The organism is Flavobacterium tructae, from assembly GCF_002217475.1.
Lineage (GTDB): Bacteria > Bacteroidota > Bacteroidia > Flavobacteriales > Flavobacteriaceae > Flavobacterium > Flavobacterium tructae.
Window position 1 is genome coordinate 41,677 of record NZ_MUHH01000021.1, and the last position, 17,057, is coordinate 58,733.

The following is a 17,057-nucleotide window of genomic DNA, read 5'->3' on the forward strand; positions in this document are numbered from 1 at the left end:
CTCAGCCCGACAATACTTCGTTCAGACAGACAACCTTGACTCTGCTCAAACAGACAACTTTAATTTACAAACAACAAACTATAAACCATAAACAACAAACAATTTTACTCCGTTTATCAACCTACAATTAAACGAATAAACGATGAAACAATTAAACACTCCCCTTAAATTACTATTCTAAAATTATAATTTCTTATACTCATCTAAAAAAACTATTTTTGGTTTCTGTTAAAAAAGATTGAAATGCATAAAAATCAGCAACTATTATTCTCTATTCTATTTTTATTTTTCTTCGGATGGAAATCCGATGCACAGGAAAAAACACTTTACCCTAAAAACGAATTTAGAGGGGTCTGGATTGCAACTGTGGTCAACATCGACTGGCCTAAAACGGCTAAAGACAGCGTAGAAAAAGAAAAAGCGGACTATCTTGAGATTTTAGAAGCTTATAAAAAATTAAACTACAACGCCGTAATAGTTCAGATTCGAAGCGTTGGAGATGCTTTATATCCAACAGAACTCGCACCATGGTCCCGTTTCCTGACAGGGAAAGAAGGACAGGCTCCCAATCCATATTACGATACCTTGGCCTGGATGATCGAAGAAGCCCATAAAAGAGGTTTTGAATTTCACGCCTGGCTGAATCCTTATCGCGCTACTTTCGACCTGAACAAACAGCAGTTAAGTCCCGATCACGACATTTTTAAACATCCGGAATGGATGATTGAATACGCCGGAAAAATATATTACGATCCTGCATTACCTGAAGTTCAGGAACATTTAACTAAGGTGGTAAAAGAAGTAGTTGACAAATACGATATCGATGCCATTCATTTTGACGACTATTTTTATCCGTATACTGTTCCGGGAAAAACCTTTAACGATACTGCCTCTTATAAAAAATATGGAGCCGGACTAAGCATTGGTGATTGGCGTCGTGCAAATGTGAGCAACTTTGTACACACCATTTCGACCATGATCAAAACCAGCAAACCATGGGTACAATTCGGAATCAGTCCGTTTGGGGTGTGGCGCAATAAATCTCAGGATCCGAAGGGTTCCGAAACCCAATCGACTTCCAATTACGACGATTTGTATGCCGATCCTGTTTTATGGATGGACCAAAAATGGATCGATTACATCCTTCCTCAATTGTACTGGAGTATGAACAACCCAAGAGCTTCTTATTCAAAATTAGTCAAATGGTGGTCAGAGAACTCTAATAATACTGCGCTTTATATCGGACATGCCTCTTATAAAATCAGAGGAGACAATGACAAAAGCTGGAATTTTGCCAGCGAGATTCCAAATCAGATTGATTATGCGAGAAGCTTCAAAAAAGTAAGCGGAAGCGCGTATTTCAGCTCTAAATGGTTCATGAACAAAAACTTTGATATCGTTCGTCTTTTAGAAGAAAATCAATATAAATATCCGGCGCTTCCGGCTGCAGTACCCAATTTAAAGCACATTATAATCGATACACCGGTTTTCAGTGAGTATTCAAAAGACAGCAGTAAATACACATTCACGATCAAAAGTCCGTTGAATACAAAAGTGCGCTACATCGTAATTTATGGCGGAGATCATGTTTCGAAAGTGGACATTAATGACGCTACAAAAATTATCGATAAAATTACCGTTTACGAAACGAACGGAGTAATTTCATTCAGCATTCCTGCCGAAAAAATAAATCAGTACAAAGCCTGTGCCGTAACCTTTATTGATTATTATGCCAATGAAAGTACGCCCGCAGCTATCGACCTAAAAAAACCATTTAAACCTTATACCCCTGCCCAACCAAATGAAAACAGATAATAAACCATGGTTCTGGATTCCGTTTCTAAATTTCGCATCTGGATTGCCTTATGCCATAATTATCTCTGTTTCGGTAATTATGTACAAAAATCTGGGAATATCAAACGAAGATATTGGCGTCTACACCAGTTTATTATACCTGCCTTGGGTGATAAAACCACTTTGGAGCCCTTTTATTGAGTTGACAGGAACTAAGAGAAAATGGTTTTTATCGATGCAATTGCTCATCTCCATTGCTTTTTTGATCGTTGGATTTACGATTCCGACGAGTGGATTTTTCATGATGACTTTAGCCATATTCTGGGTTGCCGCTTTTGCATCAGCCTCCAACGATATTGCCAGTGATGGTTTTTATTTATTGGTTTTACCCAAAGAGCAGCAATCTTTTTTCTTAGGAATCAGAAGTACCTTTTACAGACTTTCGATGCTTGCCGGAAATGGATTAATTGTTTTGCTTGCCGGTTATTTAGAACATAAATATGGCGACAACACCAAAGCCTGGTCCTATACCATGATTATTGTTGGTTTATTAATGACATTTATTACCCTTTACAATTTCATTTTTACGCCGAAAGAAGAAATAAACGCCTTAGAAAGTACAGATAAAACACATCATCAAAACTTTGCAACTATATTTATAAGTTTCTTTCAAAAAAAACAAATTGGAATAATTCTCGCTTTTATTCTTGTTTTCAGACTTGGCGAATCTCAATTACTTAAAATGTTAAGTCCTTTTTTATTGGACGGAAAGGAAGTAGGCGGAATGGGATTAGATACCGAAGCTGTTGGAATAATCTATGGAACTCTGGGGATTTTTGCTTTGACTGTTGGAGGAATTTTAGGCGGAATCGCACTTTCTAAACATGGTCTTACCAAATGGATGTTTCCTATGTTTTTGACCATGCACCTCCCTATTCTTGGTTTTATCGGACTGGCTCATTTTCAACCACAGGATATTTTCCATCTTCATATCAATTTATATTTTTTCGAAATTAACTCTCCTTTAAACCTCTATACCTGTATTACTGTTATTCTGGAACAATTTGGATACGGTTTTGGTTTCACAGGTTTTATGATGTATTTAATTCATGTTGCAGAAGGAGAATCAAAAACGGCACATTATGCGCTTGCAACTGGTTTTATGGCATTAGGAATGATGCTTCCGGGAATGCTTAGTGGCTTTATACAAAAATATTTAGGTTATGAAAACTTCTTTATTTGGGTCGTAATCGCCACAATTCCGGGTCTTATTTTATCTCGTTTTTTAATATTCCCAAAAGATTTTGGAAAAAAGTCTGAAGAAGTTTAACCCCAAATCGAACATCTTACCTATGGAGATCAATGAAAATTTACAGGCCGAACGAAACCTGAAAGCAATTGAATTGGAAAAAGCAGGAGAAACGGAGAAAGCAATTGCGTTATACGAACAAAATATCAACGAAGGTTTTAAAGGAAATCATCCTTACGACCGATTGGCAACCTTCTACAAAAATCAGATTGATCTCGATAATGAGATTCGGGTTTTAGAAAAAGCCATTGTTGTTTTTGAAAAAATTACGCTCGAAGACCGACTCGAAGGTTTGCCGAAACTCTTCCGTTTCAAAAACCGACTCGAGAAAGCAATTGAAACTAAGAAGCAATTGGCAAAACAAAAGAAGGCAAAGTTGAAATAAAACATCAATCTCTAAAACTACAGAAAAAGCATGAAAACAAAGATCTGTATTATTACATTGATTATCCTATCAATATTATCATGCAGACAAAATGATGAAAATAAAAACAAACTGTCAGACCAAAAAAAGTCTGCTGCCAAAACATTTGAGCAAAAAGAAAAGAAACGTTTAGAGAAAAGGGCCGAAATCGAAAAACAGGACAGAATTGATAATTTAAAATTAGATAAAGTTTTATCTGAAGCTTTGAAAATTGCTATTCAAAATATTGGCAAAGATAAATTTCAAAAAAAATATACGGTCAAAACTGACCAGGATTACAACATTAAGGTTGAAATGAATATGGATAATCATTTCACCAAAAACGCTCCACACTTAATTATTTGGAGATATGGAGCAGATAAATTATGTATTGATATATATTCTAAAAATGGTAAAAAATTAAAAAAAGTACTATCGCACGATGAATGGTCGATGACTTATAGAAACGATACTATTAGAGACATTAATGGCGATGGATTAAAGGATTTCGTTGTAAATTGGTACGGTTCTGTGGGGTGTTGTCTAAAAGCATTTAGTAACGTTTATTTGCTTAGGAAAGACCATAAATCATTTTCCACTGATTTTGAATTTATCAATCCAACCTTCTCCCCTAAGGAAAAAATAATCAGAGGTATTTGTTACGGACATCCGGCAGAAACTGAAATGTATAAATACAAATGGAATGGAGAAGCTGTTGATACCATTGAATTTGTGAGCTATGAAAAAAATATCAAAGATCAAAAAACCGGAAAAATAATCATTTCGAAAAACCGCTCTTACAATAATAAAAAAATAATAGAACGACTCAATTCTGTACCAAACGAATATCAAAAAATTGAAGGTTATGACTGGTTTACTGGAAATCTTGATAATAATTAATCTTCAAAACTAACCTATTTAACATCATGAATAATCTAAAGCGAACAAACTCAGACGATACTGATTTTAAAAATTTAGTAGTTTTATTAGATCAGGATTTAAAGATCAGAGATGGAGACGACCATGCCTTTTACAATCAATTCAACAAAACCGATCTCATCAAACATGTTGTCGTTTTTTATGAAAATGATATAGCAGTTGGTTGTGGTGCTTTCAGGGAAAAAGAAAAAGATACGGTCGAAATCAAACGCATGTTTGTACATCCGGATTTCCGCAAAAGAGGAATTGCTTCTCAGGTGCTGGCAGAACTGGAACAATGGGCTAAGGAAATTGAATACCGTTATACGATTTTAGAAACCGGTAAAAATCAACCGGAAGCCATCAGCTTATACCAAAAATTAGGCTACACTATCATTCCAAACTATCCGCCTTACGAGAAAATGGAAAATAGTGTTTGTATGAAAATGACTTTATAACAATGAAAATGACAGCACAAGCATTAAGACAAAAAGTGGGACAATTCTTTTTTCCTGCAGTTTTTATAAACGATACCGAAGAAAACATTCAGGAAACTGAACGTTTAATAAAAGAACACAACATTGGCGGACTTACCTTTTTCCACAGTCGTGCCAGTGCTGCAACAAACTACGAAAGCAAGAAAAAAGTTGAATTCAATGACGACAGCTATCAAAAAATAAAAGCCCTGATTGTCCGTTATCAAAACGCTGCCACTACCCCTCTCCTAATCAGCATTGATGCCGAATGGGGCTTGGCCATGCGTATTGAAAAAACACCGCAGTACCCCTACGCCATTACGTTAGGCGCCTTACCGGAAGATAAATCGAATCTGGTTTATGAAGTGGGGAAACAAATTGGTTTAGATTTAAAAGCTGCCGGGATTCACTACAATCTTTCTCCTTTAGCCGACATTAACAACAACCCGAACAACCCCGTAATTGGCTATCGTTCTTTTGGTGAAAACAAAGAAAAAGTAGCTCATTTTGCTGTGGAATATCTTAAAGGCATGTCCGAAGTGGGAATTTTAGGCTGTCTGAAACACTTTCCCGGACATGGTAATACTAATGTCGATTCGCATCTGGGGTTACCGGTTTTAAGCGAGACTTTAGAAGAATTACTTGAAAACGAGCTATACCCTTTTATTAAAGGAATTGAACACAATGTCGATTCGATTATGATTGGGCATTTAGCAGTTCCAAGTTTGAATGAAGGAAAAAATACTTCGGCAACTTTATCAAAACCTATTATTGAAACACTTTTACGAGAAAAACTGGGTTACGATGGTCTGGTCATTTCTGACGCGCTGAACATGCATAGTGTTTCTAAATTATACGAAACCAAAGGGGAATTAGAATGGGAAGCCTTTAATGCAGGTAATGATATTTTATGTTTCGCCGAAAATGTACCCGAAGGAATCGAAGCCATTCTACAAAATGCTTCTCCGGAACGTATTGAAGAAAGTTTCAACCGAATCATCAAAGCCAAACAAAAAGTTGGAATTCTGGCTGAAAATCACTTTACTTCAGGTGAACTAAATTTCGAAAGAGCATCAGCTTTAAACCTTGAAATTGCTCAAAATTCCATCACAAAAATCATTGATGATTTCACCATCGAACAGATTTTTGAAGCGCAAAAAAACAACCAGTTAGCGAAGCTGAGTTTATACAAAAACACGAAAAATCCGTTTTTTCAGACTTTAAGTACCGTACTAAATTCAGCAGAATTTGCTTTTGAGAATGCCGAAGATTCATCCATTTCAGAAATCAAAAAAGGTCTCGAGCCATTCGAAACCGTTATTATTTCTTTGTTTGTTCCTAAAGCAAAACCAATGAATAATTTCGAAATCGATGATGAAGTTTTAGAATTACTTTCCGACCTTCTTCAAACCAAAAAGTGCCTGCTTTACGTTTTCGGAAATCCTTATGTTTTGCCAATAATTCCGAATCTTTCTAAAGCTTCCCGAATTATTCAGGTGTATCAGGATTTCGAAGAATTTCAAAAAAATGCAGGAATTCAATTTCTTGAAAATAATATCTACAGAGGAAACCTACCCGTAAATATTGAAATCCAATAACTTACAAAGATTAAATAGCTATATATAACCAAAAACTATCACCTAATAAATATTAATAATTACTTCTTATTGTAAGAATACGCACTTATGCCCTACTTTTGCACCAGAAATAAATTTTTAACTTTAAAACGAAAAATATGTCTTTAGTAGGAAAAAAATTCCCAAGTATTGCAGTTGATGCTATCTCTGAAATGGGTGATAATTTAAAAATCAACATTTTTGAAGAAGCAGTAAACAACAACAAAAAAGTATTATTGTTTTGGTACCCAAAAGATTTCACTTTTGTTTGCCCAACTGAATTACACGCCTTCCAAGCTGCTTTACCAGAATTTGAAAAAAGAAATACTATCGTAATCGGAGCTTCATGTGATACAAACGAAGTACACTTTGCATGGTTAAACACACCAAAAAACAACGGTGGAATCGAAGGTGTTACTTACCCAATCTTAGCAGATACAAACCGTAACTTAGCTAACATTTTAGGTATTCTTGACATCGAAGCTACAAGCTACAGCGAAGAAACTGATTCAGTTATCATCGAAGGTTCAAATGTACCATACAGAGCTACTTACTTAATTGACGAAACTGGAAAAATCTTCCACGAAAGTGTTAACGATATGCCATTAGGACGTAACGTAAACGAATATTTAAGAATGGTTGATGCTTACACTCACATTCAAACTAAAGGTGAAGTTTGTCCTGCAAACTGGGAAGCCGGAAAAGAAGCAATGTCTGCTGACAGAATCAGTACTGCTGAGTATTTGAGCGCTAATTAAGCTGCTAAGATACTAAGGTTCTGAGATGCTAAGTTTTTTAACTTAACTTTTGAATCTTACATATAGTTCTACAATAAAAGTCAAGAGATTCTAAGATTAAACTTAGATCTTAGAATCTCAACGACTTAAAAAACTATCAAATAAATCCACACAAAGTTATTCGGTTCGAGAGCAAAAACTTAGCATCTCAGAACCTTAGCAACTTAGTGTCTTAAAAATAAAAACTATGTTAATCGACTTAAACGAAGATACATTAGCAGATTTAGTTGCTAAAAACGAAAAAGTAGTAGTGCAATATTCAGCTTCATGGTGTGGAAATTGCCGTATTATGAAACCAAAATTCAAAAAATTAGCCACAGAAAACGAAGCTATCACTTTTGTTTTGGTTGATGCTGAAAATTCACCGGAATCAAGAAAATTAGCCAATGTAAGCAACCTGCCTACGTTCGCAACCTTTGTAAACGGACAATTGGTTGGAGAAACTCAAACCAACAAACAAGAAGTTTTAATCGACTTGGTAAACGCGATCGCGTAAATAGATTGTTAGATTTTTAGACGGTTAGATTTTTTGAACCTTATCTAAAAATCCAATAATCGAGTAATCTAAAAATCTAGAAAAATGAAATTACCCGTAATAAAGCAGTTAACCCAATTTATCGAAGAAAACGATCAGGATTATATCATTGAAACTATCGAAGTTTTAGAAGCAATGACTGAAATTCCGTCTTTAAAAGATGAAGAATTAGATGTAATTGGCGAATTAATTTCGAATATGTATGGTGCGCTTGAAGTACACAAAATGGTAGTTCAGGGCACTGATAAAAAAGAAGCTCTAAATGCGTTTATGAAACGTGTTTTAGGTTCCATCGATAAATAATCGAGCATACAAATAAAAAAAACATGACAAGAGAAAGCGTTTCAATTTTGAGGCGCTTTTTTTTAGTTTTCAGTTTTCTGTCTCAGTTTACAGTCACACTCTCAATTTAATCCACGAGTGTCCTCCTGAGCGAAGTCGAAGGAGACCCAAGCGATAGCGAATAGGCGAAGCAGATCACACAAGAAACTCTAAAATCAAAATTACCACTCTTTATCGATTCACTAGTGCGATTTCTCCTTCGTCGAAATGACCTACTTTGTGATAAATCCAAAATAATTCGTGAATTCGTGGCTATTAACCCCACCTTAATCTCTCCTTAAACCCATCAACAAATACTTTTAGATTCGAATATTAATCCTTACTTTTGAACCTCATTAATTTAAATAAAAATCATGGCTTCAATAACATTGGGAGGAAATCCTATTCATACTTCAGGCGAATTACCAACAGTTGGATCACAACTAGCTGATTTCAAATTAGTACAAAACGATTTATCAGTTGTTTCTTTAAGCAATTTTGCCGGGAAAAAACTGGTTTTAAACATTTTTCCAAGTATCGATACCGGAACTTGTGCTACATCTGTTAGAAAATTCAACGAAAGTGCCAGCAACTTAGAAAACACAACTGTATTGTGTATTTCAAGAGATTTACCATTTGCGCAAAAACGTTTTTGTGGTGCTGAAGGATTAGAAAATGTAGTTAACTTATCCGATTTCCAGGCTGGAGATTTTGGAAAAACAAACGGTTTAGAAATTGTTGACGGACCTTTGGCTGGTTTACATTCAAGAGTAATCATTGTAGTTGATGCTAATGGAAAAGTAACTCACACTGAACAAGTAGCTGAAATTGCAAACGAACCAAATTACGAAGCAGCTTTAGCAGCACTATAAGATCTTTAAATGGAATTTCAAAAAGACAATACCTTTGTTACCGGCCGACTAAAAAGTATGACCTATGCTTTTAACGGAGCGGTAAAATTAATCAAAACAGAACACAGCATTATGGTTCAATTCTCTCTGGGAATTATCATGACTATTGCCGGGTTTTATTTTCATATTTCACAAACCGAATGGCTGTGTCAAACATTAGCCATAGGCCTCGTTTTAAGTGTTGAAGGTTTGAATACGGCAGTAGAAAAAATTGCCGATTTTATTCACCCTGATTACAGCAAACGAATCGGTTTTATCAAAGATATTGCAGCCGGAGCGGTATTTTTTGCCGCGATGACAGCGATAGCAATAGGCTTAATCATTTACATCCCAAAATTTATATAGGCAACAGGAAACGCAAGAATGGCAAAAACAACCAAAAAGGAAACTTTAGACAAAAAAAACGAATCAAAGACTGAAAAGATAAAGTACGGAAACCTATCCAAACAACAAAAATTTGTTCTGGGATGTCTTCTGATACTCTTTTCTGTGGCACTATTAGTTGCCTTTATTTCTTTTTATGCCAACGGACAATGGCAATCTGACCAAAGTGCGGTAGGCCAGCTTGGCGATCGTACCGAAATTGTAGAAAACTGGCTCGGAAAATTTGGGGCATTCCTCGCCGATCTAATTGTATACAGAGGTTTTGGTATTGCCTCTTTTATATTCGTCCGTTTATTTTTCCTTACCGGAATGTTTCTCGCTTTGGAACTTTCTACCAAAAAATTAAAAAACACTTGGTTTTGGGATCTTTTTGCCCTTATTATTGTCTCTGTACTATTTGGATTTTTCGCCACTTCAGCACCTGAATTGGGCGGAACGATTGGATATGAACTTAATCTGTTTTTACAAGATTACATCGGAAAAACTGGAACTTTACTTACACTACTTTTCGGATTAATCGTATACCTTATTTTTAAAATCAAACTATCTCCTGAAAAAATTCAGTCTTATTTTGATTCTACTAAAAAAGAATTCAATTCTGAATTGGCTTCTATAAAAAAACCTCAGGAAGCCGAAAGTGCTTATAACTTAGAAGAATTTGCTATCGAGGAAGAAGATCCGGAATTGGACAACATTCATCTAAAATCTAATATCAGCCAATTCGAAATCAACAAAGAAGCTTTAAAACCAACTATTTCAAACGCCTCAGAAATTGATTTGAATCCGATTTTAAAACCAGTTCAAATGGATATCAATCCGGTAACTGTAAAAACACCTGTTCATACGGAAGAATTTGTAATCGAAAAAGCGGAAGAAGAAGATATTATCGAAGAGAATCTGGCTTCCCGTCTGGTAGCCGATTTTGGTTTATTCGACCCTACTTTAGACCTATCCAATTACAAATTCCCTACGCTTGATATATTGAAAGAATACTCAACTGGAGGAATTACAATCAATCAGGAAGAATTAGAAGAAAATAAAAATAAAATCGTTGATACACTTCGCAATTATAAAATTGAAATTGCGCAGATCAAAGCAACCGTTGGTCCATCGGTAACCTTATACGAAATTGTACCGGAAGCCGGGATCAGAATTTCTAAAATTAAAAGTTTAGAGGATGATATCGCATTATCACTTTCGGCGTTAGGAATCCGTATTATAGCTCCTATTCCAGGGAAAGGAACTATTGGTATCGAGGTTCCGAACAAAAACCCTACAATGGTTTCTATGAAAAGCGTTATTGGGTCTGCTAAATTTCAGGAAGCTGAAATGGAACTGCCAATTGCTTTAGGAAAAACAATCTCAAACGAAACTTTCGTGGTCGATCTGGCCAAAATGCCTCACTTACTGATGGCCGGGGCAACCGGGCAAGGAAAATCGGTAGGTTTGAATGCTGTTTTGACCTCTCTTTTATACAAGAAACATCCGGCCGAAGTTAAATTTGTACTGGTAGATCCGAAAAAAGTAGAGCTTACGCTTTTTAATAAAATTGAAAGACATTACTTAGCCAAACTTCCAGACACAGAAGACGCTATCATCACTGACAACGCAAAAGTAGTGAATACGCTGAACTCACTTTGTGTTGAAATGGACAATCGCTACTCTTTACTAAAAGACGCGATGGTACGTAACATCAAGGAATACAACGAAAAATTCAGAGCACGAAAACTAAATCCTGAAGCAGGCCACCGATTTTTACCTTACATTGTTCTGGTAGTCGACGAGTTTGCTGATTTAATTATGACTGCAGGTAAAGAAGTTGAAGTTCCTATTGCCCGTTTGGCCCAATTGGCCCGTGCTATTGGTATTCACCTGATTATTGCAACACAAAGACCATCGGTGAATGTTATTACAGGTTTAATTAAAGCCAATTTCCCCGCGAGAATTGCTTTCAGAGTAACTTCTAAAATTGATTCCCGAACCATTCTGGACACACAGGGAGCTGATCAGTTGATTGGACGAGGAGATTTATTATACACAAACGGAAATGATGTGATACGTGTACAATGCGCCTTCATAGACACTCCGGAGGTGGAAAAAATTACGGATTTTATCGGTTCGCAAAAAGCTTATGCCACAGCTTATTTGCTTCCGGAGTTTGTTGGAGAAGAAAATGGCATCAATCTTGATGTGGATATTTCCGAAAGAGACACTTTATTCAGAGAAGCTGCAGAGATTATTGTCAATGCACAACAAGGTTCGGCTTCATTACTGCAAAGAAAATTAAAATTAGGGTACAACAGAGCCGGTCGTTTGATCGATCAGCTGGAAGCAGCGGGTATTGTTGGTCCGTTTGAAGGCAGTAAAGCAAGAACCGTAAACATCACTGACTTAAGTGCTCTTGACCAATTTTTTAATAATGAACAAAATTAATCCCATCATGAAAACAAAAATTCAGGAAATCCAAAACAATTCTATTACTAAGATGACTAAAAAGTGCATTCAAATGGCGGTTTTATTGCTTTTGAGCTTCACTTCTATTCAGGCTCAGGATAAAAAAGCCAAAGATTTATTGAATGAAGTAACTTCAAAAATAAAAAGCTACAACAATATTGTTATTGACTTTAAATACACCCTGAATAACGCTAAAGAGAACATCAACCAGGACAGTAAAGGAAATGTAACCATGAAAGGCAATCAATATGTATTGAACTTTATGGGAGTAACAAAAATATTTGACGGTCAAAAAACCTACACCATCGTTCCGGAAGACGAAGAAGTTACAATTTCAAAAGTAAACGAGAAGGACGATACTGCTATTACACCTTCAAAAATGCTGACTTTCTTCAATTCCGGCTACAAATACAACATGGATATTGTGCAAAATGTGAAAGGAAGAAAAATACAATATATCAAATTAGCTCCTACAAACTCTAAAGACCAAAGAAAAGAGATCCTATTAGGCATTGATATTCAGACCAAACACATTTATAACTTGATCGAAACTGGAAAAAATGGAACAAAAACCACTTTAACCGTTAATTCTTTTAAAACCAATCAGCCTTTATCAAAAAATCAATTTACATTTGTAGCGAGCAAATATCCAAAATACTACATCAATAAATTAGATTAATTACAAGGTTGAAAATTTTAGACAAATACTTACTAAAAACATTCCTGATTACATTTACTACGGTATTTGTAATCCTTTTTTTTATCTTCATACTTCAAACCGTATGGCTCTTTATCTCTGAACTTGCGGGTAAAGATCTCGATTTGATTTTGGTTGTGAAATTCCTTTTATTCTCCATGCCGCGAATCATCCCGCTGGTTTTACCTCTATCGGTTTTACTGGCCTCTATTATGACTTTCGGAAATCTGGCTGAGAATTATGAATTTGCAGCGATGAAATCATCAGGAATATCACTTCAGAGAGCGATGCGAGGTTTGATCGTGTTTATCTTTGTTTTAAGTATTGTCGCTTTCTGGTTCGCTAATAATGTGATTCCGTATGCGGAATATAAATTTATTAATTTCCGAAAAAACATTGCACAAGCTAAGCCTGCCATGGCAATTGCCGAAGGGCAGTTTAATGATGTTGGTTTTTACAACATTAAAGTCAACAAAAAATCTGGCGAAAATGGAAACATTTTAACCGGTGTTACGATTCACGAAAAACCAACCAATACCGGCGAAAACAAAACCGTTATCAAAGCCAGAGATGGTGAATTGATGAGTAACGAAAAATCCAGTATTTTAAAATTAGTTTTAAATGACGGATATTACTACCAGGATGTTACTCCGAAAAAATACGAAGATCGCGCAAAACTGCCTTTCATAAAAAGTGCTTTCAAAAAACAGATCATTAATATTGATTTATCTGAATTAAACAAAACCGATGACGATAAAGAAAATATAAGCAACACAAACGGAATGCTGAACATTAACGAACTTCGTTACACACTGGATTCCCTGAACAAAAATCTGGATAATGAAATCATCTCTTTTTCAGAAAATATCAATCAACGTGTGGGTATTACCAAATCAGTCGTTCCTGTAAAAACAACCATCAAGAAAAAAAATCTGCCCAATGATCTTTTATCACGCTACACCAATAAAGAAAAGGCTGATGTGATAAGAATGGCTAGCAGCAATGTGACGAGCAATATCTATTCTATTGAATCAACACAAAACGATTTAAAAGAAAAACAAAGAGATATCAATCAACATTTAACGGCCTTATACGAAAAGTTTGTAATCGCTTTTGCCTGTTTTTTAATGTTTTTTATTGGCGCACCATTAGGAGCTATCATCCGTAAAGGTGGACTTGGTTTACCTATTGTATTTGCCGTTTTAATTTTTATCACCTTCCATTTCATCAATACTTTTGGAAAAAGACTTTCACAGGAAGGCGCAATGAATCCGTTTTTAGGAGCATGGATGTCCTCTTTTATACTATTGCCTTTAGCTGTATTATTAACGTATCGTGCTACTAACGACAACGGATTAATCAACTTTGATGCAATTACTACTCCAATCTCACAACTATTTCAAAAAATTTCCGAGCGGTTTTTTCCGGCTCAAAATCAAAAATAACTATGTCAACAACAAAAATACAACTAAACACCATTGAGGAAGCTATTGAAGACATTCGTCAGGGTAAAGTAATCATTGTAGTGGATGATGAAGATCGTGAAAATGAAGGTGATTTTCTGGCTGCAGCCGAAAAAGTGACTCCGGAAATGATCAATTTCATGGCTACTCACGGACGTGGATTAATTTGTGCTCCATTGACTGAAAGCCGTTGTAAAGAATTAGACTTAAGACCAATGGTAACCAACAATACCGATCATATGGAAACGGCTTTTACGGTTTCTGTAGATTTAAAAGGACATGGAGTAACGACAGGAATTTCGGCAGCTGACCGCTCTAAAACGGTTATAGCATTGACAGACTCAAATGTTAAACCACATGAATTGGCACGTCCCGGACATATTTTCCCTTTAGTAGCCAAACAAGGAGGTGTTTTAAGAAGAACCGGACACACAGAAGCCGCTATAGATTTTGCCCGATTAGCAGGATTTAAACCAGCTGGTGTTATTTGCGAAATTTTGAATGAAGACGGTACCATGTCTCGTTTGCCTGAATTGGCAAAAGTGGCTAAAAAATTCAATTTAAAATTAGTTTCGATTGAAGATTTGGTAGCTTACAGAATGCAACACGACAGTCTGATTGTAAAAAAAGAGGATTTTGATATTGAAACTCGTTTTGGAACTTTCAGATTAAGAGCATACGAGCAAACCACCAACAAACAAATTCATATTGCCTTAACAAAAGGAACCTGGAATCTGGGAGAAGCAATTTTAACAAGAATCAATTCGTCGCAGGTAAACAACGATTTACTAGGTACCTTAACTAATAATGCAGAACAGCAATTAGACGATATGTTTAAAGTGATTAATGAAAATGGTAAAGGAGCCGTGTTATTCATTAATCAGGATATGACGGCAGTAAATCTGTTGAACAGAATTTCCGAACTTAAAACTTTACAGGCAGGAGGAACAATGAAAGCTCCGAAAGTAATCATTGACAGTAAAGATTATGGAATTGGTGCGCAAATTTTACACGATATCGACATTTCAAAAATCAGATTGGTTTCTAACACGGAACAAACCAAACGTGTGGGAATGATTGGATACGGACTTGAAATTACCGAATACGTAAGTTATTAATATATGGGAACAGTAGAAGAAAGAATTATAAAATCGGAAACACGAATATTTAAAGCGGTTTTCCCGAGTACAACAAACCATTACGACACTTTATTTGGAGGAACAGCGCTTCATGTTATGGACGAAGTTGCTTTTATTTGTGCTACACGATTCAGCAGAAAAAAAGTAGTAACGATTTCAACCGGTCAAATCGATTTTAAAAAAGCCATTCCGGCGGGAACTTTAATCGAATTAGTAGCCAAAGTGATCAGTGTTGGAAGAACGAGTTGTAAAATTCACGTCGATATTTTTATGGAGCAAATGTATTCCGAGCTTCGCGAAACCGTAGTTTCAGGAACTTTTTCGTTTGTTGCGGTGGATGAAAACAAAAAACCGGTGCCAATTTTGGACGACCTGAACTAATTTTTCAAAAATCCATTTTTCGTAAATACTGATAACTAGATACTTGAAAATTATTTCAAAAAAGCTTAAAAAAAAGGCCTGAAAAAGTTTTGAGAACCGAAAAAGCATCTTATATTTGCACTCGCAATCAGCAAATGATCGCAACATACTGGAGAAATGGCAGAGCGGTCGAATGCGGCAGTCTTGAAAACTGTTGACTGTAACAGGTCCGGGGGTTCGAATCCCTCTTTCTCCGCTGAAGACGAAACCCTCAACATTGTTGAGGGTTTTTGTTGTTTTACAACTATAGTATTTCTTCTATACTTTTAAAAAAGCACCTAATCCCCTGAATGTGTTTATGTTTGCCTAAACATTAAAATAAATTAAATAAAAGGTTATCATTTATTTTTAATAATCAAAAAAGCATCTTATATTTGCACTCGCAATCAGCAAATGGTCGCAACATACTGGAGAAATGGCAGAGCGGTCGAATGCGGCAGTCTTGAAAACTGTTGACTGTAACAGGTCCGGGGGTTCGAATCCCTCTTTCTCCGCTGAAGACAAAACCCTCAACATTGTTGAGGGTTTTGTTATTTTATACCGGAATAGTTTCTCGAAACTTTTTAAAAATAGGCATCTTGAAAATTCTCTGTGCTCCCGCGGTTAAAACTGCAGGCAATATCTGTACTACGTGTATCGCATTTATTGATTATTGATATTACGTGACTTCTAAATTTTGTATTTAATCTGTCGTCATTTCATTTTGCTTTGGATCGTAAAGCATCGCCGTACATAAACAATTTTTCTTGTCCTTGTTTATCAGTATTGGGCAGTTTACACAGGATTTACAATTTTCCCAAAACATTTCGTCTGTAGTCAGTTCTGAGTAAGTGACCGGTTCAAAACCGAGTTCATGGTTCATTTTCATGACAGCAAGGCCTGTGCTCAGACTGAATATACAGGCATTGGGGTATTTCTCGCGGCTGAGTTCGAAAATTTTTGTTTTAATTCTTTTAGCAAGTCCAGTATGCCTGAACTCAGGAGCGACAATTAATCCGGAATTAGAAACATACTTTCCATTTTCCCAAGAGGAGATAAATGAAAACCCTGCCCACCTTCCGTCTGAGGTGAAGGCTATGACTGCCTCTCCTTTTTTCATTTTGGTTTCAAGAAACTCGGGAGAACGACCGGAAATTCCGGTTCCGCGGGCTATGGCAGATGCAAATGTTACTTCACAAATTTCTTTTATCCAAAAGGCATGGACAGGTCTGGCTTTTTCAATACTAAAATCCGGAATTTCTACAGCTTCCTTAAGTGGTAAAGAAGCTTGTTGTTTTTTTAACAGGGTTGAAAACGTAAAATGTCTTTCAATAGGTTCTATTTTATAGGTCAAGGTTCTCATAGTCGTTGAGTGTAGATCTTATTTGTTACTGTTTTTATTCCTAAAAAGAATAGAAATACAAAACACTACATCCAACTT

The 17,057-nt window shown here is 35.9% G+C and carries 17 protein-coding genes and 2 tRNA genes; 18 read left to right on the plus strand and 1 reads right to left on the minus strand.

Features of this window, described 5'->3' with window-relative positions; genetic code table 11:
* Window positions 1–243 precede the first annotated feature (243 nt).
* The 18 genes from B0A80_RS09610 (at window position 244) to B0A80_RS09695 (ending at window position 16,131) form a co-directional block, all read left to right on the plus strand.
* Window positions 244–1,815 (plus strand): glycoside hydrolase family 10 protein, encoded by a 1,572-nt coding sequence (locus tag B0A80_RS09610; RefSeq protein WP_089077151.1) that lies wholly within the window; start codon window positions 244–246, stop codon window positions 1,813–1,815.
* Window positions 1,802–3,124, plus strand: a complete 1,323-nt coding sequence (locus B0A80_RS09615; RefSeq protein ID WP_089077152.1) for an MFS transporter — start codon at window positions 1,802–1,804, stop codon at window positions 3,122–3,124. Before B0A80_RS09610 ends, B0A80_RS09615 begins: the two co-directional genes overlap by 14 nt.
* A 22-nt stretch (window positions 3,125–3,146) precedes the next feature.
* Window positions 3,147–3,488 carry a hypothetical protein gene (locus B0A80_RS09620; protein ID WP_070907089.1) on the plus strand — a complete coding sequence of 114 codons (342 nt, stop codon included), beginning with the start codon at window positions 3,147–3,149 and terminating at the stop codon, window positions 3,486–3,488.
* Window positions 3,489–3,518: 30 nt separating this feature from the next.
* Window positions 3,519–4,406 carry an XAC2610-related protein gene (locus tag B0A80_RS09625; RefSeq protein ID WP_089077153.1) on the plus strand — a complete coding sequence of 296 codons (888 nt, stop codon included), beginning with the start codon at window positions 3,519–3,521 and terminating at the stop codon, window positions 4,404–4,406.
* Window positions 4,407–4,432: 26 nt separating this feature from the next.
* On the plus strand, window positions 4,433–4,882 hold the full coding sequence (locus B0A80_RS09630; protein WP_089077154.1) for a GNAT family N-acetyltransferase: 450 nt from the start codon (window positions 4,433–4,435) through the stop codon (window positions 4,880–4,882).
* Window positions 4,883–4,884: 2 nt separating this feature from the next.
* A complete protein-coding gene (locus tag B0A80_RS09635; RefSeq protein WP_089077155.1) occupies window positions 4,885–6,498 on the plus strand; it encodes a glycoside hydrolase family 3 protein in 1,614 nt (537 codons plus the stop codon).
* A 137-nt stretch (window positions 6,499–6,635) separates the two neighbouring features.
* Window positions 6,636–7,274, plus strand: a complete 639-nt coding sequence (locus B0A80_RS09640) for a peroxiredoxin (protein ID WP_017495509.1) — start codon at window positions 6,636–6,638, stop codon at window positions 7,272–7,274.
* 226 nt (window positions 7,275–7,500) lie between these two features.
* Window positions 7,501–7,809, plus strand: coding sequence for a thioredoxin family protein (locus B0A80_RS09645; RefSeq protein ID WP_007805605.1), 309 nt, complete (start codon window positions 7,501–7,503; stop codon window positions 7,807–7,809).
* 84 nt (window positions 7,810–7,893) lie between these two features.
* Window positions 7,894–8,151: a DUF6952 family protein gene (locus tag B0A80_RS09650; protein ID WP_017495510.1), complete on the plus strand. Its 258-nt coding sequence runs from the start codon at window positions 7,894–7,896 to the stop codon at window positions 8,149–8,151.
* A 392-nt stretch (window positions 8,152–8,543) separates the two neighbouring features.
* Entirely contained in the window at window positions 8,544–9,041 is a 498-nt protein-coding gene (tpx, locus tag B0A80_RS09655) for a thiol peroxidase (protein ID WP_017495511.1), read from the plus strand.
* Between the two features lie 9 nt (window positions 9,042–9,050).
* Complete coding sequence (locus B0A80_RS09660; RefSeq protein WP_017495512.1) at window positions 9,051–9,425, plus strand: diacylglycerol kinase; 375 nt, start codon at window positions 9,051–9,053, stop codon at window positions 9,423–9,425.
* A gap of 18 nt (window positions 9,426–9,443) precedes the next feature.
* A complete protein-coding gene (locus tag B0A80_RS09665; RefSeq protein WP_089077156.1) occupies window positions 9,444–11,897 on the plus strand; it encodes an FtsK/SpoIIIE family DNA translocase in 2,454 nt (817 codons plus the stop codon).
* A gap of 7 nt (window positions 11,898–11,904) precedes the next feature.
* Window positions 11,905–12,597 (plus strand): LolA family protein, encoded by a 693-nt coding sequence (locus B0A80_RS09670; protein ID WP_089077189.1) that lies wholly within the window; start codon window positions 11,905–11,907, stop codon window positions 12,595–12,597.
* 8 nt (window positions 12,598–12,605) lie between these two features.
* Complete coding sequence (locus B0A80_RS09675; protein WP_070907093.1) at window positions 12,606–14,060, plus strand: LptF/LptG family permease; 1,455 nt, start codon at window positions 12,606–12,608, stop codon at window positions 14,058–14,060.
* A gap of 2 nt (window positions 14,061–14,062) precedes the next feature.
* Window positions 14,063–15,196: a 3,4-dihydroxy-2-butanone-4-phosphate synthase gene (ribB, locus tag B0A80_RS09680; protein ID WP_017495516.1), complete on the plus strand. Its 1,134-nt coding sequence runs from the start codon at window positions 14,063–14,065 to the stop codon at window positions 15,194–15,196.
* Window positions 15,197–15,199: 3 nt separating this feature from the next.
* Window positions 15,200–15,598, plus strand: coding sequence for an acyl-CoA thioesterase (locus B0A80_RS09685; protein WP_017495517.1), 399 nt, complete (start codon window positions 15,200–15,202; stop codon window positions 15,596–15,598).
* Window positions 15,599–15,748: 150 nt separating this feature from the next.
* Window positions 15,749–15,833, plus strand: a tRNA-Ser gene (locus B0A80_RS09690).
* A gap of 213 nt (window positions 15,834–16,046) precedes the next feature.
* Window positions 16,047–16,131: transfer RNA gene (locus tag B0A80_RS09695), tRNA-Ser, on the plus strand.
* Between the two features lie 188 nt (window positions 16,132–16,319).
* Here the strand turns inward: B0A80_RS09695 and B0A80_RS09700 are convergent.
* On the minus strand, window positions 16,320–16,979 hold the full coding sequence (locus tag B0A80_RS09700; RefSeq protein WP_089077157.1) for a GNAT family N-acetyltransferase: 660 nt from the start codon (window positions 16,977–16,979) through the stop codon (window positions 16,320–16,322).
* Window positions 16,980–17,057: the final 78 nt, after the last annotated feature.